General features: G+C 71.2%; 21 protein-coding genes and 1 tRNA gene. 9 read left to right on the top strand and 13 right to left on the bottom strand.

Features of this window, described 5'->3' with window-relative positions; genetic code table 11:
• Positions 1-43: 43 nt before the first annotated feature.
• From CS0771_RS09230 to CS0771_RS09220, 3 genes are all read left to right on the top strand, one after another.
• Positions 44-1642, top strand: coding sequence for a glycoside hydrolase family 13 protein (locus CS0771_RS09230; RefSeq protein ID WP_212840613.1), 1599 nt, complete (start codon positions 44-46; stop codon positions 1640-1642).
• A 97-nt stretch (positions 1643-1739) separates the two neighbouring features.
• Complete coding sequence (locus CS0771_RS09225) at positions 1740-2864, top strand: YihY/virulence factor BrkB family protein (RefSeq protein WP_212840612.1); 1125 nt, start codon at positions 1740-1742, stop codon at positions 2862-2864.
• Positions 2865-2871: 7 nt separating this feature from the next.
• Complete coding sequence (locus CS0771_RS09220) at positions 2872-3288, top strand: hypothetical protein (RefSeq protein ID WP_212840611.1); 417 nt, start codon at positions 2872-2874, stop codon at positions 3286-3288.
• A 112-nt stretch (positions 3289-3400) separates the two neighbouring features.
• On the opposite strand, the gene CS0771_RS09215 is transcribed toward CS0771_RS09220, so the two are convergent.
• Together CS0771_RS09215 and trpS are read right to left on the bottom strand one after the other, a co-directional pair.
• Entirely contained in the window at positions 3401-3928 is a 528-nt protein-coding gene (locus tag CS0771_RS09215) for a 2'-5' RNA ligase family protein (RefSeq protein WP_371821559.1), read from the bottom strand.
• A gap of 20 nt (positions 3929-3948) precedes the next feature.
• Entirely contained in the window at positions 3949-4983 is a 1035-nt protein-coding gene (gene trpS, locus CS0771_RS09210) for a tryptophan--tRNA ligase (RefSeq protein ID WP_212840609.1), read from the bottom strand.
• A 102-nt stretch (positions 4984-5085) separates the two neighbouring features.
• On the opposite strand from trpS, the gene CS0771_RS38620 reads away from it, so the two are divergent.
• Positions 5086-6519, top strand: coding sequence for a sigma-70 family RNA polymerase sigma factor (locus CS0771_RS38620; RefSeq protein WP_244870698.1), 1434 nt, complete (start codon positions 5086-5088; stop codon positions 6517-6519).
• Positions 6520-6622: 103 nt separating this feature from the next.
• Here CS0771_RS38620 and CS0771_RS09200 read toward each other — a convergent pair whose 3' ends face one another.
• Positions 6623-7459 (bottom strand): hemolysin family protein, encoded by an 837-nt coding sequence (locus tag CS0771_RS09200; protein WP_212840608.1) that lies wholly within the window; start codon positions 7457-7459, stop codon positions 6623-6625.
• Between the two features lie 296 nt (positions 7460-7755).
• Here CS0771_RS09200 and galE point away from each other — a divergent pair, with 296 nt between their 5' ends.
• From galE to CS0771_RS09180, 4 genes are all read left to right on the top strand, one after another.
• A complete protein-coding gene (gene galE, locus CS0771_RS09195) occupies positions 7756-8730 on the top strand; it encodes a UDP-glucose 4-epimerase GalE (protein WP_212840607.1) in 975 nt (324 codons plus the stop codon).
• On the top strand, positions 8727-9812 hold the full coding sequence (gene galK / locus CS0771_RS09190; RefSeq protein ID WP_244870697.1) for a galactokinase: 1086 nt from the start codon (positions 8727-8729) through the stop codon (positions 9810-9812). The genes galE and galK overlap by 4 nt, the downstream gene beginning before the upstream one ends.
• Positions 9813-9923: 111 nt before the next feature.
• On the top strand, positions 9924-11300 hold the full coding sequence (locus tag CS0771_RS09185) for an SPFH domain-containing protein (RefSeq protein WP_212840606.1): 1377 nt from the start codon (positions 9924-9926) through the stop codon (positions 11298-11300).
• A complete protein-coding gene (locus tag CS0771_RS09180; protein ID WP_212840605.1) occupies positions 11297-11737 on the top strand; it encodes an N-acetyltransferase in 441 nt (146 codons plus the stop codon). Before CS0771_RS09185 ends, CS0771_RS09180 begins: the two co-directional genes overlap by 4 nt.
• Positions 11738-12263: 526 nt before the next feature.
• Here the strand turns inward: CS0771_RS09180 and cysN are convergent.
• From cysN to CS0771_RS09145, 7 genes are all read right to left on the bottom strand, one after another.
• On the bottom strand, positions 12264-13565 hold the full coding sequence (gene cysN / locus CS0771_RS09175) for a sulfate adenylyltransferase subunit CysN (protein ID WP_212839995.1): 1302 nt from the start codon (positions 13563-13565) through the stop codon (positions 12264-12266).
• The gene (cysD, locus tag CS0771_RS09170; protein WP_212840604.1) at positions 13565-14491 is read right to left on the bottom strand and encodes a sulfate adenylyltransferase subunit CysD; all 927 of its coding nucleotides are present in this window, start codon (positions 14489-14491) and stop codon (positions 13565-13567) included. Before cysD ends, cysN begins: the two co-directional genes overlap by 1 nt.
• Positions 14492-14552: 61 nt before the next feature.
• The gene (locus tag CS0771_RS09165) at positions 14553-15332 is read right to left on the bottom strand and encodes a 3'(2'),5'-bisphosphate nucleotidase CysQ (protein ID WP_212840603.1); all 780 of its coding nucleotides are present in this window, start codon (positions 15330-15332) and stop codon (positions 14553-14555) included.
• Positions 15332-16975, bottom strand: coding sequence for a sugar transferase (locus tag CS0771_RS09160; protein WP_212840602.1), 1644 nt, complete (start codon positions 16973-16975; stop codon positions 15332-15334). The genes CS0771_RS09165 and CS0771_RS09160 overlap by 1 nt, the downstream gene beginning before the upstream one ends.
• Positions 16976-17095: 120 nt before the next feature.
• A complete protein-coding gene (pth, locus tag CS0771_RS09155; RefSeq protein ID WP_212840601.1) occupies positions 17096-17689 on the bottom strand; it encodes an aminoacyl-tRNA hydrolase in 594 nt (197 codons plus the stop codon).
• Positions 17690-17771: 82 nt separating this feature from the next.
• On the bottom strand, positions 17772-18410 hold the full coding sequence (locus CS0771_RS09150) for a 50S ribosomal protein L25/general stress protein Ctc (protein WP_212840600.1): 639 nt from the start codon (positions 18408-18410) through the stop codon (positions 17772-17774).
• 239 nt (positions 18411-18649) lie between these two features.
• Positions 18650-19630 (bottom strand): ribose-phosphate diphosphokinase, encoded by a 981-nt coding sequence (locus CS0771_RS09145; RefSeq protein WP_212840599.1) that lies wholly within the window; start codon positions 19628-19630, stop codon positions 18650-18652.
• 227 nt (positions 19631-19857) lie between these two features.
• On the opposite strand from CS0771_RS09145, the gene CS0771_RS09140 reads away from it, so the two are divergent.
• Complete coding sequence (locus CS0771_RS09140) at positions 19858-20097, top strand: LuxR C-terminal-related transcriptional regulator (protein WP_203747966.1); 240 nt, start codon at positions 19858-19860, stop codon at positions 20095-20097.
• A gap of 51 nt (positions 20098-20148) precedes the next feature.
• On the opposite strand, the gene glmU is transcribed toward CS0771_RS09140, so the two are convergent.
• The 3 genes from glmU to CS0771_RS09125 form a co-directional block, all read right to left on the bottom strand.
• Positions 20149-21600 carry a bifunctional UDP-N-acetylglucosamine diphosphorylase/glucosamine-1-phosphate N-acetyltransferase GlmU gene (gene glmU, locus CS0771_RS09135; RefSeq protein ID WP_212840598.1) on the bottom strand — a complete coding sequence of 484 codons (1452 nt, stop codon included), beginning with the start codon at positions 21598-21600 and terminating at the stop codon, positions 20149-20151.
• Positions 21601-21616: 16 nt separating this feature from the next.
• Positions 21617-21688 (bottom strand) — tRNA-Gln (locus CS0771_RS09130).
• A gap of 14 nt (positions 21689-21702) precedes the next feature.
• Positions 21703-22413: a helix-turn-helix domain-containing protein gene (locus tag CS0771_RS09125; RefSeq protein ID WP_212840597.1), complete on the bottom strand. Its 711-nt coding sequence runs from the start codon at positions 22411-22413 to the stop codon at positions 21703-21705.
• Positions 22414-22484 lie beyond the last annotated feature (71 nt).

The following is a 22484-nucleotide window of genomic DNA, read 5'->3' as shown; positions in this document are numbered from 1 at the left end:
ACCCTGCGCAGCCGCTCCTGCGCGCCCTCGGAAAGGACAGCCAGTGACCACGCAGGCAACCGACGACTGGTGGCGCGACGCCGTCGTCTACCAGATCTACCCGCGCAGCTTCGCCGACGCCGACGGCGATGGCACCGGTGATCTGCAGGGCGTGCGGGGCAAGCTGCCGTACCTGCGGGACCTCGGCATCGACGCGATCTGGCTGAGCCCGTTCTACACCTCGCCGCTGGCCGACGGCGGCTACGACGTCGCCGACTACCGCGACGTGGACCCGCGCTTCGGCACCCTGGCCGACTTCGACGCCATGCTGAAGGACGCCCACGCCCTCGGCATCCGCATCATCGTGGACCTGGTGCCGAACCACTCCTCGGACCAGCACCAGTGGTTCCAGGAGGCGCTGGCCGCCGCGCCCGGCTCCCCCGAGCGCGAGCGGTACATGTTCCGCGAGGGCCTCGGCGAGCACGGCGAGCTGCCCCCGAACGACTGGGAGTCCATCTTCGGCGGCCGTGCCTGGACCCGGGTCCCGGACGGGCAGTGGTACCTGCACCTGTTCGCGCCCGAGCAGCCCGACCTGAACTGGGACAACCCGGAGGTGCGCGCGGAGTTCCGCGACGTGCTGCGGTTCTGGCTGGACCGGGGCGTGGACGGCTTCCGCATCGACGTGGCGCACGGCATGGTCAAGGCGGAGGGGCTGCCCTCGGTCGGGCGCACCACCGACGACGGCGGCCGCCAGGTCGAGATGCTGGGCAGCGAGCGCCTGCCGTACTTCGACCAGGACGGCGTGCACGACATCTACCGCGAGTGGCGGCCCATCCTGGACGCGTACCCGGGCGGCCGGATGGCCGTGGCCGAGGCGTGGGTGGAGTCGGCGGAGCGGCTGGCCCGCTACATCGGCCGCGACGAGCTGCACCAGGCCTTCAACTTCGACTTCATGATGGCCGACTTCGACCCGGCGTCGTTCCGCACCATCATCGACAAGTCGCTGGCCGAGGCGGACCTGGTCGGCGCGCCGACCACCTGGGTGCTGTCCAACCACGACAAGTTCCGGCACGTCACCCGCTACGGCGACGGCGAGCTGGGCCTGCGCCGGGCCCGCGCGGCGACGCTGCTGATGCTGGCGCTGCCCGGCTCGGCGTACCTCTACAACGGCGAGGAGCTTGGCCTCAACGAGGTCCTGGACCTGCCGGACGAGCTGCGCGAGGACCCGTCCTTCAAGCGCACCGGCGAGAGCCGGGACGGCTGCCGGGTCCCGCTGCCCTGGGGCGGCACGCAGGCCGAGGGCTTCCGGTTCAACCCGGACGGCCAGGGCACGCCGTGGCTGCCGCAGCCGGCCAAGTGGGAGGCGGTCACCGCGCAGGTCCAGGAGACCGATCCGGACTCGACGCTGAACTTCTACCGCGCCGCGCTGCGGCTGCGCCGGGAGCTGCCCGCGCTCGGCGGGGGCCGGGTGGACTGGCTGGACGCGCCTGAGGGCGTGCTGGCCTTCCGCCGCGAGCCCGGCGTCGTGGTCGTCGTCAACATCGCCGACCGCGTGCTCGACCTCGCCGAACTGGGCCTGACCGGCGACGTCCTGCTCGCCAGCGGCCCGCTGCACACCGATGGCCGCATCCCCGCGGACACGGCGGTCTGGCTCACCGCCTGATCCGCGAAGAGTCAGGAAGGGCACCTTCTACACGGACGTCCGTCAAGAAGGTGCCCTTCCTTTCTCTGCGGTGGTGGCGGTCGGGGAGGATGTGGGCGTGGTGGCCGTCGTGGGTTGGGTGCAGCGGATGACCGAGGTCGTCGGCGCACGTTATGACCAGCTGGTGGACCGGACCCGGAAGCGGTCCGCGAGGTTCGACCATCTGTGGCGGATGAAGGAGCGCTACGCCGACGTGCTCGCCGGGCGGCTGGCCGCGGCCATCGCCTACTACGCCTTCTTCGCCGCGTACGCGATGGCGATGGTGGCGTACGCGGTGCTGGTGAAGGTCTTCTCCGCCAACGCGAGCCTGGTCGCCGAGGTCGACCGCTTCCTGAAGCTCTACCTGCCGTCGATCGACACCGGCCAGCTGAAGGCGGCCGCGACGTCGATCCAGTGGATCGGTGTGATCAGCCTGGTGCTGGCCGGGATCGGCTGGGTGGACGCGTGGCGCTCCTCCCAGCGCGCCATCTGGGGGCTGGACCAGCATCCCGGCAACTTCCTCGTGCTTCGCCTGACCGACCTGGGCATGCTGATCGCGCTCGGGCTGCTCATCGCCGTCTCGCTCACCGTGATCGACGGGCTGGAGAACGTCTTCGACCTGATCCCGGAGTCCACCGGCGCCTTCTGGGTCAAGGTCGCCGGCTACGCGCTCGCCGTCGTGGTCAACGCGCTGATCGGGTTCGCGCTGGTCACCGTGCTGCCCCGGGTCCACATGACGCCGCGCCGGCTGCTGCCCGCGGTCGGCATCATCGGCGTCGGGCTGACCCTGCTCAACTACTTCGGCCGCTACTTCGTACAGCGCACCGAGAACAACCCGGCCTACGTGGCGGTCGCCGCGTCCGTGGGTCTGCTGCTCTACCTCTACCTCTTCAACCAGGTCGTGCTGTGGGCGGTGGCGTACGCCGCGACGTCCGGCCGGGGCAAGGTGTTCGACCTGGCCTGGGGCCGCCCCCGCAAACACCACCTGGAATGGGTCCCGCCCGCCGACCTGGCCAAGGCCGAGGCGGAGACGACGGCCGAGTTCCGGACCGGGATCGAGGCCGCGGCGGAGGAGGCCGAACGGGCCGCGCGGGAGGACGACGCGGCCGAGCGCGCGGCGCGCCTCGCCGACGGCGGCGACACGCCCGCGCCGCGCAGGATATCGGCGGAACCTCCCGCCAAAAGGCCCCGCGAAGCTCGATGATGGTCGCGTGGGTGCACTCGTGACTTTGGAGCTGCCGGCCGGCGCGCCGCAGCTGGACCTTCCCTGGATCATCACCTTCGGCCCGCTCGACGACGAGGAGGAGTGGGAGCCGGTGGTCTGCGGACCGTACGAGCGCCCGCACGCGCTCGCCCTCGCGCAGCACATCGTGGCCGACGAGGACCTGATGGCGGTCGTGGAGCCGCTGCTGCCGGCGACCTCGCTGGAGCAGATCCGCGCCGAGATCGCCAACGCGCAGGACCTCGCCGCCGAGGCGGCCGACGAGATCGACGACGTGCTCGACGACGACACGGACGCCGAGGAGGAGCACGCGCACGACCACGACGACCACGTGGCCGAGGCCCCGAGCGCCGACGACCTCAAGGCGGGCTTCGCCCGCATCTCCGCCCGCCTCACCAGCTCCTGACCGCCGCCCCGCGCGGCCTGAACCGCACGCCGGTTTCGGGGAAACTGCACGAAAGAACGGCTTCTTTCGTGCAGTTTCCCCGAAAGTGCGGACCGCCATCGCGCGGCCGGGGTCAGCCGCCGAGGGGGTAGTCGCGGATGGGCTGCCAGCGGCCGGTGCCGTTGTGCTCGTAGCGGGTGAAGTGGGCGACGTCGAAGCGGGCCGTGTAGTCGGCCATCCGCTCGAAGACGTCGTCGAGGGCCTGCTCGGGCACGTCGTGGCCGACGGTGACGTGCGGGTGGTACGGGTGCGTCAGCTCGCGCTCCAGCGGGCCGGTGCGGATCGCCGCCGCCAGCTGCTCGCACTCCACGATGCCGGTGGCCAGTGCCACGAACACCACCTGGCTGACCGGCCGGAACGTGCCCGTGCCGCGCAGCTGCACGGTGAACGGGGCGTGCTCCGCCGCCACCCGCGCCAGCAGCTCGTCGATGCGCCGGTCCAGCTCGGCGGAGACGGCCAGCACGGTCGGGCCGAGCAGGGTCACGTGCGAGGGGATCAGCGCGGCCAGCGGGTCGCCGGTGGAGGCGCGGGCCGCGTCGAGTTCGGCACCCCACGGTTGCGGGATGCCGATCGCGATACCGATGGTGCGCTCCACCGACAGCCTCCGCCCGGAACGTTCCGCTACTTCGAACCCGCCGGCGGCAGGAAGCCGATCTTGTCGTAGACGTCGGCCAGCGTGGGCGTCGCCACGGCCCGGGCCTTCTCCGCGCCGATGACCAGCATCTTGTCGAGCTGCGCGGGGTCGTCCAGGTATTCCTGCGTGCGCTGCTGGAACGGCGTCACGAACTCCACCACCACCTCGGCGAGGTCCTTCTTGAGGTCACCGTACCCCTTGCCGTCGTACGCCTCGACCAGCTCGGGAATCGAGCGGCCGGACAGCGCGGCGTAGATGGTCAGCAGATTGCTCACGCCCGCCTTGGCCTCGGGGTCGAAGGTGATCTCACGGCCGGTGTCGGTGACCGCCGACTTGATCTTCTTGGCGATCCGGTTCGGCGGCTCCAGCAGCTCGATCAGGCCGTTGCCGGTCGACGCCGACTTCGACATCTTCGCGCTCGGGTCCTGCAGGTCCAGGATCTTCGCGGTCTCCTTCACGATGTGCGGCTGCGGCAGCGTGAAGGTCTTGCCGAACAGCGTGTTGAACCGCTGCGCCAGGTCCCGGGTCAGCTCCAGGTGCTGGCGCTGGTCCTCGCCCACCGGCACCGAATCGGCCTGGTAGAGCAGGATGTCCGCGGCCTGCAGGATCGGGTACGTGAACAGGCCGACGCTGGACCGCTCGGCGCCCTGCTTGCTCGACTTGTCCTTGAACTGCGTCATCCGGCTGGCCTCACCGAAGCCGGTGATGCAGCTCATCACCCAGCCCAGCTGCGCGTGCTCGGGCACGTGCGACTGCACGAAGATCGTGCAGCGGGCCGGGTCGAGCCCGACGGCCAACAGCTGCGCGACGCTGATCCGGCTGCGCTCCCGCAGCAGCTTCGGGTCGTGTCCCGCGGTGATCGCGTGCAGATCCACCACGCAGTAGAACGCGTCGTGCGTCTCCTGCATGCCCACCCAGTTGCGCACCGCACCCAGGTAGTTGCCCAGGTGGTACGAGCCGCCGGTGGGCTGGATCCCGGAGAGCACCCGGGGCTTGCTGCGCTGCGTCGCGTCGAAGGACATGGGGGCCATTCTCCCACCCCGATGATCCGCGCTGAAACCTGGGAACCGGACGTCACCGGCAGGACTCACTAGAGTCGCCGAGAACGAGGGACCGGGGAGACCATGACCGCGCAGGACGAGCTGGGTGAGCTGTACCACGCCGGGTACCGCCGGCTGGTGGCGCAGGTCTACGCGTTCACCACCGACCTGACCGAGGCGCAGGACGCCGTGCAGGAGGCGTTCGCCCGTGCGCTGGCCCGCCGCCACGGCCTGAGCGATGTGGACGCGCCGGAGGCCTGGCTGCGCACCGTCGCGATCAACGTGGTCCGCCGCCGCTGGCGCCGCCGCCAGCTGCTGGACACCATCCTGCTGCGGGAGCGGCCGCTGACCCGGGTCACCGCCGCCGCGCCCGAACCGGACAACACCGACCTGCGGACCGCGCTGGCCACCATCCCGCGCCAGTACCGCGAGGTCGTCGTCCTGCACTACCTCGCCGATCTGCCCCTCGACGAGGTCGCCGACATCCTGGAGGTCCCCGTGGGCACGGTCAAGTCACGGCTCTCCCGGGGGCGGGAGGCCCTGCGCGGCCTGCTCGACGACGTGGAGGCGCCGCCGCTGGAGCAGGTACGGGTGCGCGCCGGGCGGATCCGGGCCCGGCGGCAGGCGGCGCAGGTCGGCAGCGCCGCGGCGGTGCTGCTGGTGGCCGCCGTCGGCCTGCTCCAGCCGTGGCGGCCGGGGCCGGGCCCGCACGAGACGGCCGCCTCGCCGACCCCGGCAGCGTCCGCGTCGCATCACGTATACCGAGGTGCGGGGCTCAGCATCACCGCCATCGCCGACCCGGCCACCGCCCCGGACCTGCCCGGTTTGATCACCGAGTTCGAGCTCGACGGCGCCGCCGGCTGGCTGCGCACCACCTGCACCCCGGCTGAGCGCGACTGCCTGCGGCGTTACGCCCGCACCGCGGACGGCGGCGAGACCTGGCTGGTCGAGGCCGATCCCGGTACGAAGCTGCCGGATCCCGCCCCGGCCGCCCGGCCGCCGCTGACCGCCGACTGGCTCGCCCCCCGTCCCACCGCGGGCGGCGTCTGGTGGGCGGGCGGGCGGCGCGCCGACGGCCTGCCGAGCCTGGCCGCCAGCAGCGACGGCGGGGCCACCTGGCAGCTGCGCGAGCTGCCCGGGGCCCGGCGCGGCGACGCCGTCACCGGCACCGTGCGCGGCGCGCAGGTCGTCGCGCTGACCACCGGCGGCGGGAAGATCACCGGGGTGTACGCCGGCAGCGGCGGCGCGCTGACCCGCCGCTCGGACGGCGCGAACCTGCCGGTGGACGGCGAGCCGGTGCTGCTGCCGGACGGCCGCCTGCTCGTCGCCTCGGACAGCCGCTTCCAGCTCAGCACCGACTTCGGCGCGACATTCACCGCCGCGCCCGACAGTGGCCTGCCCACGGTGGGGGCCCTGCGCGCCACCTCGGGCGGCTACGTGGCGCTCGACCTGTTCCGCAACGGCTGGGTCGCCGTCTCTGCCGACGGCCTCACCTGGCGCAAACTCGCGATCCGCTGACCGCCATGATCGCTCGACTTGCCAGGCACATGGGCGCTTGCGCGCTCAAGATACGCACACCTGCCAGGCAAGTCGGACGATCATGGCGGCGAGCGGAGTCGCCTCAGACCGCGTCCGGGGCGGGCTCCACCGGGGTCAGGCGGACGCGGGCCACCCGGCGGCCGTCCAGGGCGAGCACGGTCAGCCGGTAGGCCTCCAGGGTGGCGCTGTCCCCGGCGGCGGGCAGCCGGCCGAGCACGCTCATCAGGAAGCCGCCCACGGTCTCGTACGGCCCCTCGGGCAGCGCGATGCCGGTGCGCTCGGCGAAGTCGGCGAGGTTGAGCATGCCGTCGACCTCGTCCGAGGCGGCGGGGGTCTCGTCGTACTCGTCGTGGATCTCGCCGACGAGTTCCTCGATCAGGTCCTCCAGGGTGACGATGCCGGCGGTGCCGCCGTACTCGTCGACGACCACCGCGATGGTGTGCCGCTCGCGGCGCATCTCCGACAGCGCGGCGAGCACCGGCTTACTGGCGGGCAGCCGCTTGATCTCCCGGGCCAGCTCGCGCACCGGCCGCTCGGGACGCTCGTCCCAGAGCAGGTCGCGCAGGTGGACGAAGCCGACGATGTCGTCGTGGCTGCCGTCGGTGATCGGCAGCCGGGTGTGCCCGGCCTCGCGCGCCTCGGCGACGGCCTCGGCCACGGTCATCCCGACCTCGAGGAACCAGACCTCCGTACGCGGCACCATCACCTCGCGCAGGGTGGCGGTGGACCGGGCCAGTGCCTTGCCGATGATGTGCCGCTCATCCGGGTCCAGCGCGGTGTTCACGGCGACCAGCTCGCGCAGCTCGGCCTCGGTGATCTGCTCACGCCCGGCGGTGGCCTCGACGCCGAGCACGCGGTTGGTCCAGCGGGTCAGCGCGTCGGCCGCCCGTACGATCGCCGGCGCCACCGCCCGGGCCATCCGCCCCGGCGGGCGTAACCGGGGCTCCCGGCGGCGCGGTTCTCGACCATGATTCTCCCGCGTACGGGGGGTGTTCTGCCGGGGCACGGACATGCGCGCATCGTAGCGTTCCGGGGTAATGGTTCTCGAACGCCGAGCATGCCCAGCAGGGATGCGACCTGCCGTGGCGGCCCTGACAGCGAGGCGACAGCGTTTGAGCCTGTTGTTTTCTGTTTGAATATGGTGAGATAGCAACGTCGTGACCGCTGCGGCGCGGGCTAGGCTGGCCCGCACCAGGAGTTCGAGGAGCGCCCTACATGAAGGTACTGGTCACCGGAGGCGCCGGATACGTCGGCAGCGTCGTCGCCCGGCTGCTGGTCGACGCCGGCCACGAGGTGGTCGTGCTCGACGACCTCTCCCGCAACGACGCCACGCAGGTGCCCGCGGGTGCCGTGTTCGTGCAGGCGCGCATCCAGGACGCCGCGTCGGTGCTCACCCCGGAGGCCGGGTTCGACGCCGTGTTCCACTTCGCCGGGCTGATCTCGGCCGGCGAATCGATGTCGCACCCCGAGCTGCACTGGGAGGCCAACACCATCGGCTCGCTGGCGCTGCTCGCCGCGATGCGCGCAGCCGGCGTCAAGCGGCTGGTCTTCTCCTCCACCGCCGCCACCTACGGCAACCCGTCCGAGATCCCGCTGACCGAGAACGCGATCACCAAGCCGGTCAACACGTACGGCGCCACCAAGCTGGCCGTCGACATGGCCATCGCCGCCGAGGCGCACGCGCACGAGCTGGCCGCGGTCAGCCTGCGCTACTTCAACGTGGCGGGCGCGCTGGTGCTGCCGGACGGCACGATGATCGGCGAGCGGCACGACCCGGAGACCCACCTGATCCCGATCGCGCTGGAGGTCGCCGCGGGCCGCCGGGAGAAGCTCGCCGTGTTCGGCGACGACTACCCCACCCCCGACGGCACCTGCATCCGCGACTACATCCACGTCGGCGACCTGGCCCAGGCCCACCTGCTGGCGCTGGCGGCGGCCCGCCCCGGCGAGCACCGCATCTACAACCTCGGCAACGGCACCGGCTTCTCCTGCATGCAGGTGGTCGAGGCGGTCCGCGAGGTCACCGGGCACCCGCTGCCGGTGGAGATCGCGCCGCGCCGCCCCGGCGACCCGGCCGAGCTGGTCGCCTCGTCCGCCAAGGCGCAGGCCGAGCTGGGCTGGACCCCGGCCAAGACCGACCTGCGCGACATCGTCGCCGACGCCTGGACGTTCTACCGGAGCGGACTGTGACGGGGGTCGAGCGGGGCGTCTGGGCGGCGCCGGGCCGGGTCAACCTGATCGGCGAGCACACCGACTACTGCGACGGCTTCGTGCTCCCGTTCGCGCTGCCGCAGCGCACCGTCGTCACGGCGGAGCGGCTCGACCGGCCGGAATGGTCGGTCACCTCGACGCTCACCGGCGAGACGGTCACCTTCGACCTGTCCGAGCCGGTCACCGGCTGGGCGGCGTACGTCGCCGCGGTGGTGTGGGCGCTGCGCGACGCCGGCCACGACGTGCCCGGGGCACGCCTGCACATCGACTCGGACGTGCCCGGCGGGGCCGGGCTCAGCTCGTCGGCCGCGCTGGAGTGCGCGGTGCTGTCCGCCCTGGCCGACCTCGGCGGCCTGGACATCCCCTTGGCGCACCGGCCGAAGCTCGCCCAGCGGGCCGAGAACGAGTACGTCGGGGTGCCCTGCGGGATCATGGATCAGTCCGCCTCGACGCTGTGCCGCGAGGGCCACGCGCTGTTCCTCGACTGCCGCACCATGGCGACCGAACACGTCCCGCTCGACCTGGCCGGAGAGGGCTTGGCCATCCTCGTGATCGACAGCCGGGCTCCGCACCAGCTCGTCGACGGCGAGTACGCCGCCCGCCGCGCCGCCTGCGAGCGCGCCGCCGCGCTGCTCGGCCTGCCCGCGCTGCGCGACGCCACCCTGGCCGACCTGTCCCGCCTCGACGACCCGCTGCTGGTGCGCCGCGCCCGCCACGTGGTCACCGAGAACGCCCGCGTCCTGGAGACCATCGCGCTGCTGCGCGAAGGCCGCCTCCGCGAGATCGGCCCCCTCATGACGGCCTCGCACGCGTCCATGCGCGACGACTTCGAGATCACCGTGCCCGAGGTCGACGAGGCCGTCGAGACCGCCCTCGCCGCCGGCGCCTACGGCGCCCGGATGACCGGCGGCGGCTTCGGCGGCTGCGTCCTGGCCCTGGTCGAAGCCGAAAAGCTCGACACCGTCGCCGAAGCCGTCCACACCGCCTTCGCCGCCCGCGGCTTCCGCCCCCCGGCCGCCTTCACCGCCCTCCCCGCCCCCGGCGCCCACCGCCTCTCTTGAAAGGAAGGGCACCTTCTTATCGTTATACGTAGAAGAAGGTGCCCTTCTTAACACTCCGCCTTTCTGACACCACAGTGGACGGTGTTGCGGGCGTACGGCAGGATGCCGCGCATGGCTTCCGCGGAACGCAACGTGTACCTCGACCAGGTCATGGCCCAGTCCTCCCAGCTGGAGCAGGACCTGCGGGTCAAGAAGGCGGCGCCCCCCGCCCAGGCGCCCGCCCCGGAGGGCGGCGGCACCAGCAACCGTGCCCGGCGCAGCGCCGCCGAGGCCGCGACCACCCCGCCGTCCGCCGTGGACGTACGCGTCACCGGCATCGGCCCGTGGAAGACCGTGCTCGTGCCGCCCAACGCGTTCGTCGTGCACACCCGCCGCGGCCAGGAGAAGCCGCTGCACCTCGGCCTCGGCACGTCCTTCCGCTACCGCTCGCGCACCGACTCCTACCTCGTCGTGCCCGGCACCATGCAGACCATCCTGCTCAACGCGTTCTGCATCTGCCGCGAGCTGCAGGGCGTGCTGGTCCAGGCGTACGTGCAGTGGATCGTGCAGGACATCGCGACGGCGTACCGCAAACTCGACTTCGGTGACCCGGCCGACCCGATGCGGCTGGTGAACCTGCAGCTCAAGGAGCAGGCCGAAGCCGCCATCAAGGACAAGGTCGCCACCATGAGCGTGCACGAGGTGCTCAGCGACAAGCAGCCCATCATCGAGGAGCTGACCGCCCGCCTGCGCGGCGTCGCCGAGGGCGCGGGCGACAGCGACACCGGCCTCGGCCTGCGCATCGTCACCGTGCAGATCAAGGAGGCCGTGGTCACCTCGGCCCGGCTGTGGGAGAACCTGCAGAAGCCGTTCCGCTCCGAGCAGGGCCAGCTCGCCCGGCTCGCGGAACTCTCCGCGCAGGAGGTCATCACCGGCCGGGAGCTGGCCGCCCAGCGCCTCGACCAGCTCCAGCGCCTCGAGAACGACCGCGAGCTGGCCGACCTCAAGGCCCGCAACGCCGCCGCCGCGTTCGACCGCGACGCCGCCGAGAAGCTGCGCCGCGGCGAACGCGAGCAGGCCGACGCCCGCGCCCTGGCCAGCCAGAACAGCGAGACCACCCTGCACGAGCTGCACCTGGAGCAGGAACGGCACGCGCAGGAGACCGAGATGGGCCGGCTGCGCCTGGAGCTGGAGCAGACCCTGCAGCGGCTCACCCTGGAGCACGAGCTGTCGCTCGCCGCCGCCCGCGCCACACAGACCCACGACGCCGCCCTGCTCGGGCTGGAGCGCGACCGGGTCCGCCAGGAGATCGCCAACGGGCGCTCGCCCGAGGCGGTGCAGGCCGAACTCATCGCCAAGCTGCCCGAGATCGTCGCCAAGCTGCCCAAGCCCGACGAGCTGCGCACGGTCAACCTGTCCGGCGCGGACGGCAGCAGCCTGGCCGGCATCGTCACGGAACTGGCCGCCGCGGTCACCGCGATCCGCGCGGCGGTGGCGTCCCGCGAATGATCACCTGGGTGGAGCCGTCGGCCGCCGCCTTCGGCGGGGTCGCCGAGCTGTTCGACGACTACCGGGCTCACTACGGCGAGCAGCGGGCGTACGGCGCCACCCGGCAGTGGCTCCAGGACCAGGCCACCTCAGGCAGCCTGCGGATCAGCGCGGCCTTCACCACCGGCCGCCCCTGCGGCCTGGTCACCGTCTCGGTGCTGCCCGCGTCCATCACCCTGGGCACCTTCTGGCTGGTACGCGACCTGTACGTGCGCCCCGAGCACCGTGGCCGCGGACACGCGCGAGCCCTGGTCGAGCACGTCGTGTCCGCCGCCCGCGCGGCAGGCGCCCGCCGCGTCTCCCTGCAGACCGAACACGACAACACCCCCGCCCGCACCCTCTACCGCACCCTCGGCTTCCACGAGGTCGACGGTTACGTCACCTACTCGATCACCTGACCACCCCCGACCCCGCCGGGACCCCGCAAGCCCCGCCTCCGCCCCACCGCGCCCGCAGTTTCGGGGAAAGTGCAGCTTCACACCTCAGGAACGCTGCACTTTCCCCGAAACTGCAACCGGCACTGCGGCACTGCGGCACTGCGGCACTGCGGCACTGCGGCACTGCGGCGATCATGAACTTATGGGCGGGTTCGACGGCGTGTCGCTGCCCTAACTTCATGATCGATGCGCTGTGGCAGGGCCGGGTGGGTGGGGGCGGTTCGATGATCGGTTTTTGTGGACGCTGGCTGTTGCTATAGCGACGGTGAGCGTCCACAAAAACGGATCATGGCTTGGCGGAGCGGGGCGTGAGCCGGGGTGGCTGAACCGCCGGCAGCTGAGCCGGCAGGGCCGCAGGCTGACGCGCTTCCGGACTGGTGAACTTGCGGGGCGGGGAGCCGCGGCGCTGGTTCTGCGAAACAGCGAACCGCACCTGCCCGATGGGCGGGTGCGGTTGGCTGTTGGTAGTTCGCGCTGCCGGTGTCGGCTAGCCGGCTTCGATGATCATGCCGGCGGCGACGGTGCGGTTGGTGGTCTCGTCGATGATGATGAACCCGCCGGTGGTGCGGTTGCGGCGGTATTCGTCGGCCATCAGCGGGATCGTGGTGCGCAGCCGGACGCGGCCGATGTCGTTGAGGCCGAGCTGGCCGGCGGTTTCGTCGCGGTGCAGGGTGTTGACGTCGAGCCGGTATTGCAGGCTTTTGACGATCGCGCGTGCGGTGCGGGTGGTGTGCTTGATCGCGTACTTGCCGCCGACGGTGAGGGGCTTGGTTTCGTCCATCCAGCAGACGAGGGCTTCGATGTCCTGGGCGGGGGTGGGGGTGTTGTGGGGTCGGCAGATCATGTCCCCGCGCGAGATGTCGATCTCGTCTTCGAGCCGGACGGTCACCGACATGGGCGGGAACGCCTCGGTGACGGGTCCGTCGGCGGTGTCGATGCCGGCGATGCGGGTGGTCATGCCTGAGGGCAGGACCATGACCTCGTCGCCGGGTTTGAGGATGCCGGAGGCGACCTGGCCCGCGTAACCGCGGTAGTCGGTGACGGTCGTGGACTGGGGCCGGATGACGTACTGGACGGGGAAGCGGACGTCGACGAGGTTGCGGTCGGAGGCGATGTGCACGTGTTCGAGGTGGTGCAGCAGGCTGGGGCCTTCGTACCAGGGCATGTTCGCCGAGCGGGTGGCGATGTTGTCGCCCTGCAGCGCGCTGATGGGGATGATCGCCAGGTCGGTGATGTCGAGTTTCGCCGCGAAGCTGGTGAACTCGTCGACGATGCGGTCGTAAACCTGCTGGTCGTAGTCGACGAGGTCCATCTTGTTGACGCACAGGACCAGGTGCGGCACGCGCAGCAGCGAGCACAGGAACGCGTGCCGGCGTGACTGCTCCACGATGCCCTTGCGCGCATCCACGAGGACCAGCGCGAGGTCGGCGGTGGAGGCGCCGGTGACCATGTTGCGGGTGTACTGGATGTGGCCGGGGGTGTCGGCGATGATGAACTTGCGCCGCGGGGTGGCGAAGTACCGGTAGGCGACGTCGATGGTGATGCCCTGTTCCCGCTCGGCGCGCAGCCCGTCGGTGAGCAGGGCGAGGTTGGTGTACTCGTCCCCACGCGCCGCCGACACCGCCTCGACCGCTTCGAGCTGGTCTTCGAACAGCGACTTCGTGTCGTACAGCAGCCGCCCGATCAGCGTGCTCTTACCGTCGTCGACCGACCCCGCCGTCGCGAAACGCAGCAGGTCGACGCGCCCCTCGTGCCGGGCCTCGGCGGCGGGCTCTGCAACAGCGGTCATCAGAAGTACCCCTCACGCTTGCGGTCTTCCATCGCCGCCTCGCTGACCTTGTCATCGCCACGCGTGGCGCCACGCTCGGTCACCCGTGTCGCGGCGACCTCGGCGATGACCTTCTCCACCGTGTCCGCCTCCGACGCGACGGCGGCGGTCAGCGTGGCATCCCCGACCGTGCGGTAACGCACCCTGGCCTTGAACACCGACTCACCGGCCCGCGCCGCAATGAACTCGTTGACCGCGAACAGCATCCCGTCCCGGTCGACGACCTCACGCTCATGCGCGTAGTAGATCGACGGCAGCGGGATCGCCTCCCGCGCGATGTAGTGCCAGATGTCCAGCTCGGTCCAGTTCGACAACGGGAACACCCGGATGCTCTCACCCGGATGATGCCGACCGTTGTACAAAGACCACAGCTCAGGACGCTGATTCTTCGGATCCCACTGCCCGAACTCGTCCCGGAACGAGAACACCCGCTCCTTGGCCCGCGCCTTCTCCTCGTCCCGGCGCGCACCACCGAACAGCGCATCGAACCGGTACTTGTCCACCGCGTCCAGCAACACCGGCGTCTGAATCCGGTTCCGCGACCCACCAGCCGGCTCCGCGACCAGCCCACGCGCGATCGCGTCGGGCACCGACGCCACGATCAGCTGCAGTCCCAGCTCGTCGACCCGGCGATCCCGGTATTCGAGCACCTCGGGAAAGTTGTGGCCGGTGTCGACGTGCATCACCGGGAACGGGATCCGCCCCGGCGCGAACGCCTTCTGCGCCAGCCGCAGCATCACGATGGAGTCTTTACCACCCGAGAACAGCAGCACCGGGCGCTCGAACTCGGCGACGACCTCCCGCATCACGAAGATGCTCTCGGCTTCGAGAGCATCAAGGTGGGAGACTCGGTAGGCAGCCGGCTGCTCCGGCCCAGGCTGGACCATATCCAGACCTTTCCTAGTGCTTTACTCGGGAATTAACCCTACACGCCGCGGCGCGCGTGGATCAACGATGCTGTGACAAGGCCGACAGCAGGTCAGCGGCCAGATCGCGGCGGCACACCAAAAGGTCGGGCAGGCTCGCGTTCGCCTGGTTGTAACGCAGCCGGGCGCCGTCGACCCGGGAGGTGTGCAGGCCGGCCGCGGCGGCGACCGCCACCGGCGCCGCCGAGTCCCACTCGTACTGGCCGCCGGCGTGGATGTACGCGTCGACCTCACCCGTCACCACGGCGGCGATCTTCGCGCCGGCCGAGCCCATCGGCACCAGCTCGGCACCGACCTGCTCGGCGACCGCGGCCAGGAAGGCCGGGGGCCGGGTGCGGCTGGTCGCGATGCGGATCGCCCCGCCCGCGGCCGCCTCCGGAGACAACGGGGGGTACGCCGGAGCGGGCTCGCTGCCGAGCACCCGCTGCTGCGCGGGCAGTCCCACGGCACCGGCCACCAGCTCGCCGTCGTGCTCGCCGGTGCGCCGCCACAGGGCGACGTGCACGGCCCAGTCGGCGCGGCCCTGCTCCCCGAACTCGCGGGTGCCGTCGAGCGGGTCGATGATCCACAGCCGGTTGGCGGTGAGCCGGGCGGGGTCGTCCACGCCTTCTTCGCTCAGCACCGCGTCGGCGGGCCGCCAGCGGGCGAGTTCGGTCATGATCAGATCGTGCGAGCGCTTGTCACCGGCATGGCGCAGACCGGCCGGGTCGTCGAACCCGATCTCGTCACGCAGGGTGAGCAGCAGGTCGCCGGCCTGTCGGGCCAGCCATACGGCGAAGGCGCCGTCTTCCACCGGGGGCATCAGTACGCTCCAGAGCTTCGGGCAACGGCGGTCAGCGTACGCAGAAGGATGAGCAGGTCCATGGACATTGACCAGTTCTCGACATAGCGCAGGTCCAACCGGACCGCCTCCTCCCACGGCAGGTCCGATCGCCCCGAGACCTGCCAGAGTCCCGTCATGCCGGGTTTCACCGCGAGGCGGCGGCGTACGTCGTCGGCGTACGCGGCGACCTCGTGCGGCAGCGGCGGGCGCGGCCCCACCAGCGACATCTGCCCCAGCAGCACGTTGAGCAGCTGCGGCAGCTCGTCGAGGGAGTAGCGGCGCATCCACCGGCCCATCGCGGTCACCCGCGGATCGTCCCGGATCTTGAACAGCACCCCGTCGTGCTCATTGAGATGCTTCAGCTCGGCCAGCCGGGCTTCGGCATCCACATACATGGTACGAAACTTGTAGATGACGAACTCACGCCCGTCCCGCCCCACCCGCACCTGCTTGAACAGCGCCGGGCCGGCCGAGTCGATGCGCAGCGCCATCGCGGTCACCAGCAGCAGCGGCGCGAACATGACCAGCAGCAGCGCCGCGCCGATCCGGTCCATCAGCTCCTTGACCACCCGGCTGCCGCCGGACAGCCGCGGATGTTCCACGTGCAACATCGGCAGGCCGTCGACCGGGCGGATGGTGGTGCGACCGCCGGCCACGTCGATCAGCGAGCTGGCCACGATCAGGTCGATCTCGTCGCGCTCCAGCGCCCAGGCCATCCGGCGCAGCGCGTGCCCGTCCAGCTCCGGGCAGCTCAGCACGATCACGGTGTCCGCACCGGCGGCGCGCACCGCGGCGGCCACGTCGTCGAAGGTGCCGTACACCGGCAGCCCGACCCGGCCGTCGCTGCCGCGCGGCACGCACGCCCCGACGACCTCCAGCCCGTGGAAGCGCTCGCGGCACAGCTGCCGGGTGAGCCCGATGATGGCCAGCTCGTGCCCGACCACGATGACGCGGCGCAGGCAGTCCCCGCGCTCCCGGCGGCGGTGCAGCGACTTGCGGATCAGGAACCGGGTGACCACCAGGGCCGCGGTCGCGGCGGGCGGCGCGAGCAGCACGTACGAGCGGGCGGTGGGCAGTTCGAGCGCGTACGAGCCCACCGCCGCGCTGGCGATCAGCCAGAGCCCGGCCCGCATGACGCGGTCGTACTCCTGCGTGCCGACGTACAGGTGGCGCTTGTCGTAGGCCCGGGTCAGCGCCAGGGACGCGACCAGCGCGAACGGCAGCGCCAGCGACAGCAGCAGGTACGTCGTCGTGTACGGGGTGACCGGGTGCCCGAAGCGCAGCATGTAGACCAGCAGGCCCGCCGCGGCCCCGACGAGCAGGTCCGAGGCGATGAGGGTACGCAGGTAGCGCTGCTCCCAGCCCTTGCGGCGGTCGAGCACGCGCACCGGCGTACCGATGTGGGTGCTGCCGCGGTGCAGCGGGCGGCGGCCCACCGCGGGCCGGTGCGCCGGGGTCTGCGGGCGGACCGCAACCAGGCCGACCGGCGCGGGGCTGAACGGGGCCGGGCCCGCCGGGGTCGGCGTGGCCGTGTAGGCGAGCGCACCGCCGTCGTCGGCGAGCCGGGGACGCTGCGGATAGGGTCGCGGGCCGCGTCGATCGTCGTCGCGGCGCTGCTCCATGAATGCCCCCCGTCACCGACGCGGCGCACCGAATCCGGCCTGCTTAGAGGGCCGGAGCAGGTGCGCCTGCCGGTACAACGCGGGATTGGGGCAAATGTGACGGCGGGAGATCTGTCGGGATCAGGCAGTGTGGTAGGTCTGCTGCGCGGCGGCCAGGCCGACCTTCACGATCGCCTCCACGGCGTCCGCGGCCCGGTCCACCAGGAACTCCAGCTCCTTGCGCTCCACGCTGGAGAAGTCCGACAGCACGAAGTCGGCCGGGTCCTGCCGGCCCGGCGGGCGGCCCACGCCGAAGCGCACCCGCAGATACTCCTTCGTGGACAGCGACTTGCTCATCGAGCGCAGCCCGTTGTGGCCGCCCTCGCCCCCGCCCACCTTCAGCCGCAGCTGCCCGTACGGGATGTCCAGCTCGTCGTGCACCGCGATGATCTGCTCGACCGGCACCTTGTAGAACTGGCTCAGCGCGGCAGCGGGACCGCCGGACAGGTTCATGTAGGTCAGCGGCTTCACCAGCACCAGCCGCGGGGCGTCCGCGCCGTAGCCCAGCCGCGCCTCGGCCACGTCGGCCACCGCCTTACGGTGCCGCCCGAACTTGCCGCCGGTGCGCTCGGCCAGCAGGTCGGCGATGTGGAACCCGACGTTGTGCCGGTTCCCGGCGTACTGCGGCCCCGGATTGCCCAGGCCCACGATCAGCCAGGGCGCTGCCTGCTCCATGCCCACTTCTCCCCACATACGCGCGTGGCGTCCGTCATGCCGTTACAGCATGACGGACGCCACGGACGGAGCTGAAACGAGATCAGGCCTCGGCGGCCACGGTCTCGGCGGCCTCCTCGGCCTCGGCCTCGGCGGCCTCGGGCGCCTCGGCGGCCTCGCCCTCGAGCTGCTCGGCGGTCGGGGCCAGGCTCACCACGGCGACGATGGTCTCGGCGTCGGCGACCAGCTGGGCACCGCGCGGCAGCTTGACGTCACCGGCGGTGACGTGCGAGCCGGCCTCCAGGCCCTCGATCGAGGCCTCGACGAACTCCGGCAGGTGCAGCGCCTCGGCGCTGATCGCGATCTTGTCGTGCTCGGTCATCACCAGGGTGCCCTTGGCGGCCTCACCGACCAGGTGCACCGGCACCTCGACGGTGACCTGCTCGCCGCGCTTCACGATCACCAGGTCGATGTGCTCGTAGGTGTCCTTCAGCGGGTCGCGCTGGATGGCCTTCGGCAGCGCCAGGGTCTTGGTGCCGTCGGGCGAGACCAGCTCGAAGACGGTGTTGATGCCGCCGTGGCGGATCGCGGCGGCGAACTCACGGGCCGGGACGGCGATGTGGCGCGGGGCCTCACCGTGGCCGTAGATGACGGCGGGCACGAGGCCCAGACGACGGGTGCGGCGAGCGCCGCCCTTGCCGAACTCGGTACGCGGCTCGGCGCTGATCTTTACCTCAGACACGACTACTTCTCCTGCTCAACGGGTCTCTTGTCAGGCCGAGCGAACGAGGGCGCGCGGGAAGACCCGGAGCACCGCGTCGATCACGGCGCCATCAACAGGTAGTTACGACCCGCAGGGCACCCTCGCCGTGGCAACCACGAAAGCTTACCCGATCACTTTGGGTCATCCCCGGCGGGGCGGCCGATGTCACCCCTTCCGGTCGCGGTGCGCCGTGGCCGGAAGGGGGTGCGCCGCCAGGGTCAGCTGAGGCCGCCGAAGAGGGTGGTCACGGAGCCGTCGTCGAAGACCTCGCGGATGGCGCGGGCCAGCAGCGGGGCGATCGAGAGCACGGTGAGCTTGTCGAACGTCTTCTCGGTGCCCAGCGGGAGGGTGTTGGTGACGATGACCTCGCTGATCCGGCTGTTCTTCAGGCGCTCGGTGGCCGGGTCGGAGTGCACCGCGTGGGTGGTCGTCACGATGACGTCGGCGGCGCCGTTGTCGAACAGGATGTCGGCGGCCTTGCAGATGGTGCCCGCCGTGTCGATCATGTCGTCGACCAGGATGCAGGTGCGGCCGGCCACCTCGCCGATGACCCGGTTGGCCACCACCTGGTTGGGCTTGAGCGGGTCGCGGGTCTTGTGGATGAAGGCCAGCGGGCAGCCGCCCAGCCGGTCCGTCCAGCGCTCACCGACGCGCACCCGGCCCGAGTCGGGCGACACCACGGTCAGCTCGCGGTGGCCGTAGTTGGCCTGCACGTAGTCGGCCAGCACGTCCATCGCGAACAGGTGGTCCACCGGCCCGTCGAAGAAGCCCTGGATCTGCGCGGTGTGCAGGTCGACGGTGAGGATGCGGTTGGCGCCCGCCGTCTTGAGCAGGTCGGCGACCAGGCGGGCGGAGATGGGCTCCCGGCCGCGGTGCTTCTTGTCCTGGCGGGCGTACGGGTAGAACGGCAGCACCACGGTGATGCGCTTGGCCGAACCCCGCTTCGCCGCGTCGATCATGAGCAGCGTCTCCATGATCCAGTTGTTCACCGGCTGGGTCATGGACTGGACGATGAAGGCGTCCGAGCCGCGGACGGACTCCTTGTAACGGACGAACGTCTCACCGCTGGCGAAGTCGTATGCCGTCGTCGGGGTCACCCCCACGCCGAGCACCTCGCCGATCTCCCTCGCCAGCTCGGGGTAGGCCCGGCCAGAGAAGAGCATCAGGTTCTTGCGGTTCTCCGTGACGATGCTGCCCATCGGCTTGCCGCCCCTTCACGATGGTCTGCGGTCAGTATCACCTTTTCGCTTCATCCTCTCCCGGCGGTTCGCGAACCAGCCACCAAGGCCGTTCGTGGGTGCGACAGATCACGGACACACCGCTTGCCCGGGAGTTCACGCAGGTGACACGAGGGTGCCTTGCCCGCCTCGGACGGGTGGCGCTACCTTCGTTAAGCACAACTGTCCGTACAGAAAGGCGAAGCCCGATGGGTCGGGAACAGTCCGGGGAGCCGACGCTGATCCAGCGCCGGATCCTGCTGCTGCTCGCCGCCGGCTTCACCGTGCAGACCATCACCAAGCTGGTGTTCCTGAGCGAGCGCGCGGTGCACGACCACATCGCCTCGCTCAAGCAGCAGACCGGCGCGAAGAACCAGTTCTCCCTCGGGGCCGAGGCCGCCAAGCGCGGCTGGCTCGACGAGGACGGCAACCCGGTCGAGCGTCACTGACGCCGACCGGCGCGGCGTCACCGCACGCGCCGGTCATCCCGAGCAGGGCGCTCAGCCCTCCTCGCCCGCCTGCTCCTTCAGAGCCCGCTCGGCCGCCTCCGCCGACGCCGTACCGCCCCGCGTGCGCTGCACCCAGCCCTCGATGTTGCGCTGGTGCGCCCGCGCCACCGCCAGCGCGCCCGGCGGCACGTCCTTGCCGATCACCGAGCCGGCCGCGGTGTACGCGCCGTCGCCGATCGTCACCGGCGCCACGAACGTCGTGTCGCAGCTCGTCTTCACGTGCGAGCCGATCGTGGTGTGGCTCTTGGTGGTGCCGCTGTAGTTCGCGAACAGGTTGCCCGCGCCGATGTTGGTGTGCTCGCCGATCGTCGCGTCGCCGACGTAGGTCAGGTGCGGGACCTTGGTCCCCTCGCCCAGCGACGCGTTCTTGATCTCCACGAACGTGCCGACCTTGCCCTTGCGCGCGATGCGCGCCCCCGGCCGCAGGTACGCGTACGGGCCCACGGACACGTTCGGGCCGATCTCGGCCTGCACCGCGTGCGCGCGTACCACCTGGGCCTGCTCGCCCACGCTGGTGTCGATCAGCGTCACGTCCGGGCCGACCACCGCGCCGGAGGCGACCGAGCTGGCCCCCCGCAGCTGCACGTTCGGCTCCAGCAGCGCGTCGCGCTCGACGGTCGCCGTCACGTCGACCCAGGTCGTCGCCGGGTCGATGATGGTCACGCCGGAGCGCATCAGGTCCAGGTTGATCCGGTCGCGCAGCAGCGCCCGCAGCGACGCCAGCTCGGCCCGGTCGTTGCAGCCCAGCGTCTCCACGGCGTCGGCTGCCAGGTGCACCCGCACCGGCGAACCCTCCGCCACGAACAGCCCGAAGACGTCGGTGAGGTACTCCTCGCCCTGGTCGTTGTCCGTGGTCAGCTTGGCCAGCGCGGCCCGCAGCGCCGCCGCGTCGAACGCGTAGATGCCCGCGTTGATCTCGCGGATCGCCCGCTGCTCCGGCGTCGCGTCGCGCTCCTCCACGATGCGGGCCAGGCCGCCGCCCGCGTCCCGGACCAGCCGGCCCAGGCCGGTCGGGTTCGGCACCTCGGCACCCAGCACGGTGGCGGCGGCGCTCGCGTTCTCGTGCGCCTCCACCAGGGCCTGCAGGGTCTCCGGGCGCAGCAGCGGCACGTCGCCGTTCAGCACGACCACGGTGCCTGTGACGTCGCCCAGCGCCTCCAGCGCGATGCGCACCGCGTGGCCGGTGCCGTTCTGCTGCGCCTGCAGCGCGGTCGACACCTCCGGCGCGATCTCGGCCAGGTGCGCGGTGACCTGGTCGGCCCGGTTGCCGACGACGGCGAGGGTGCGCTCCGCGCCCAGCGGCGCGGCGGCGGCGAGCACGTGACCCACCAGCGAGCGGCCGAGCAGCGGGTGCAGCATCTTCGGCAGGTCCGACTTCATCCGCTTACCCTCGCCGGCCGCGAGGACGATCACCGTACGAGTCACGAGCCGCCTGTCTTCCATCCGGGAACTGTGCTAGCTGGGGCGCCTGGATTCGAACCAGGACCTTCCAGATTCAAAGTCTGGTGAGCTGCCATTACTCCACGCCCCATCCGGCGCCAAAGCTTATCGTGGTTCGCCCGCGGATGCCGCACCGGTTCGGCGGTCGAGTTCGTCGATGATCGCCTCGATCCGCCAGTAGAGTTCGCGCCTGCGTCGTGCGGTCACCACGAGGCAACGGTGGTATCCGCTTCCCTGGTTGTGTCGTGAGCTGCTGGGACGGTGCCGCTTCATGGTCGCTCTCCGGAAGCATTCGAGCGGCACGTCGAGCTCGGCCGCCCACCAGCGCGCTGCCTCGTCCGGATCGGCGGTCTCGTGGATGCTCACTCGGTAGGTGAGTTCGCGGCGGCTGACTCCGACCGACTCCAGGAAGCGGACGAAGATCCGCAACAGGCGAGGGTCCGTGTTGATGATCGTCACGCGGCCGTCGTTGGCCCGCCAGGGCTTCTCCTTGGTCCCCTCACACCAGAAGATCACCGCACCGATCAAAGCAAGATGCTGCTCGGTCAACTCCCCGACGACCGCCTGCCCGGCATCCCGCGCAAGCTGCCTGCGCTGCGCGGTCTGCGCACGATGCGCACCCCAGCGCGCGTCGGTCATGGCGCGCGAATGTGCGCGGCGGCGCTCGGCCGCCTCGGCATCAGAGTCGAGCGGTATGTGACGCACCCACTGAAAGGCGGTGGAACGGGCGACGCCGAGCCTCGATGCGATGTCCGGCACCGAGCACCCCGCCTGGCGTAGCTGTACTGCCTGTGCGCGTAGTTCCGGTTTCGCCACGCGGTCACGCTAGAACGCATGTACGACACTCCCGGGGCCATCCCCTCCCAGCGGCGTAGGGACTGCCGCAG

This window comes from Catellatospora sp. IY07-71 (assembly GCF_018326265.1).
Classification (GTDB): Bacteria; Actinomycetota; Actinomycetes; order Mycobacteriales; family Micromonosporaceae; genus Catellatospora.
The sequence above is the reverse complement of the archived record's forward strand: the minus strand, read 5'-3'. Positions and strand labels throughout refer to the sequence as shown.

What these genes read in the sequence shown, in the direction of transcription:
- CS0771_RS09140 (WP_203747966.1), top strand. Translation starts at nt 19,858, where the DNA reads ATGGGTCGGGAACAGTCCGGGGAGCCGACGCTGATCCAGCGCCGGATC.
- CS0771_RS09165 (WP_212840603.1), bottom strand. Translation starts at nt 15,332, where the DNA reads ATGCCCCCGGTGGAAGACGGCGCCTTCGCCGTATGGCTGGCCCGACAG.
- cysD (WP_212840604.1), bottom strand. Translation starts at nt 14,491, where the DNA reads ATGGTCCAGCCTGGGCCGGAGCAGCCGGCTGCCTACCGAGTCTCCCAC.
- glmU (WP_212840598.1), bottom strand. Translation starts at nt 21,600, where the DNA reads ATGGAAGACAGGCGGCTCGTGACTCGTACGGTGATCGTCCTCGCGGCC.
- trpS (WP_212840609.1), bottom strand. Translation starts at nt 4,983, where the DNA reads ATGTCCTTCGACGCGACGCAGCGCAGCAAGCCCCGGGTGCTCTCCGGG.
- CS0771_RS09200 (WP_212840608.1), bottom strand. Translation starts at nt 7,459, where the DNA reads ATGGCCCGGGCGGTGGCGCCGGCGATCGTACGGGCGGCCGACGCGCTG.
- galE (WP_212840607.1), top strand. Translation starts at nt 7,756, where the DNA reads ATGAAGGTACTGGTCACCGGAGGCGCCGGATACGTCGGCAGCGTCGTC.
- CS0771_RS09185 (WP_212840606.1), top strand. Translation starts at nt 9,924, where the DNA reads ATGGCTTCCGCGGAACGCAACGTGTACCTCGACCAGGTCATGGCCCAG.
- CS0771_RS09145 (WP_212840599.1), bottom strand. Translation starts at nt 19,630, where the DNA reads ATGGGCAGCATCGTCACGGAGAACCGCAAGAACCTGATGCTCTTCTCT.
- CS0771_RS09180 (WP_212840605.1), top strand. Translation starts at nt 11,297, where the DNA reads ATGATCACCTGGGTGGAGCCGTCGGCCGCCGCCTTCGGCGGGGTCGCC.
- pth (WP_212840601.1), bottom strand. Translation starts at nt 17,689, where the DNA reads ATGGAGCAGGCAGCGCCCTGGCTGATCGTGGGCCTGGGCAATCCGGGG.
- CS0771_RS38620 (WP_244870698.1), top strand. Translation starts at nt 5,086, where the DNA reads ATGACCGCGCAGGACGAGCTGGGTGAGCTGTACCACGCCGGGTACCGC.
- cysN (WP_212839995.1), bottom strand. Translation starts at nt 13,565, where the DNA reads ATGACCGCTGTTGCAGAGCCCGCCGCCGAGGCCCGGCACGAGGGGCGC.
- CS0771_RS09160 (WP_212840602.1), bottom strand. Translation starts at nt 16,975, where the DNA reads ATGGAGCAGCGCCGCGACGACGATCGACGCGGCCCGCGACCCTATCCG.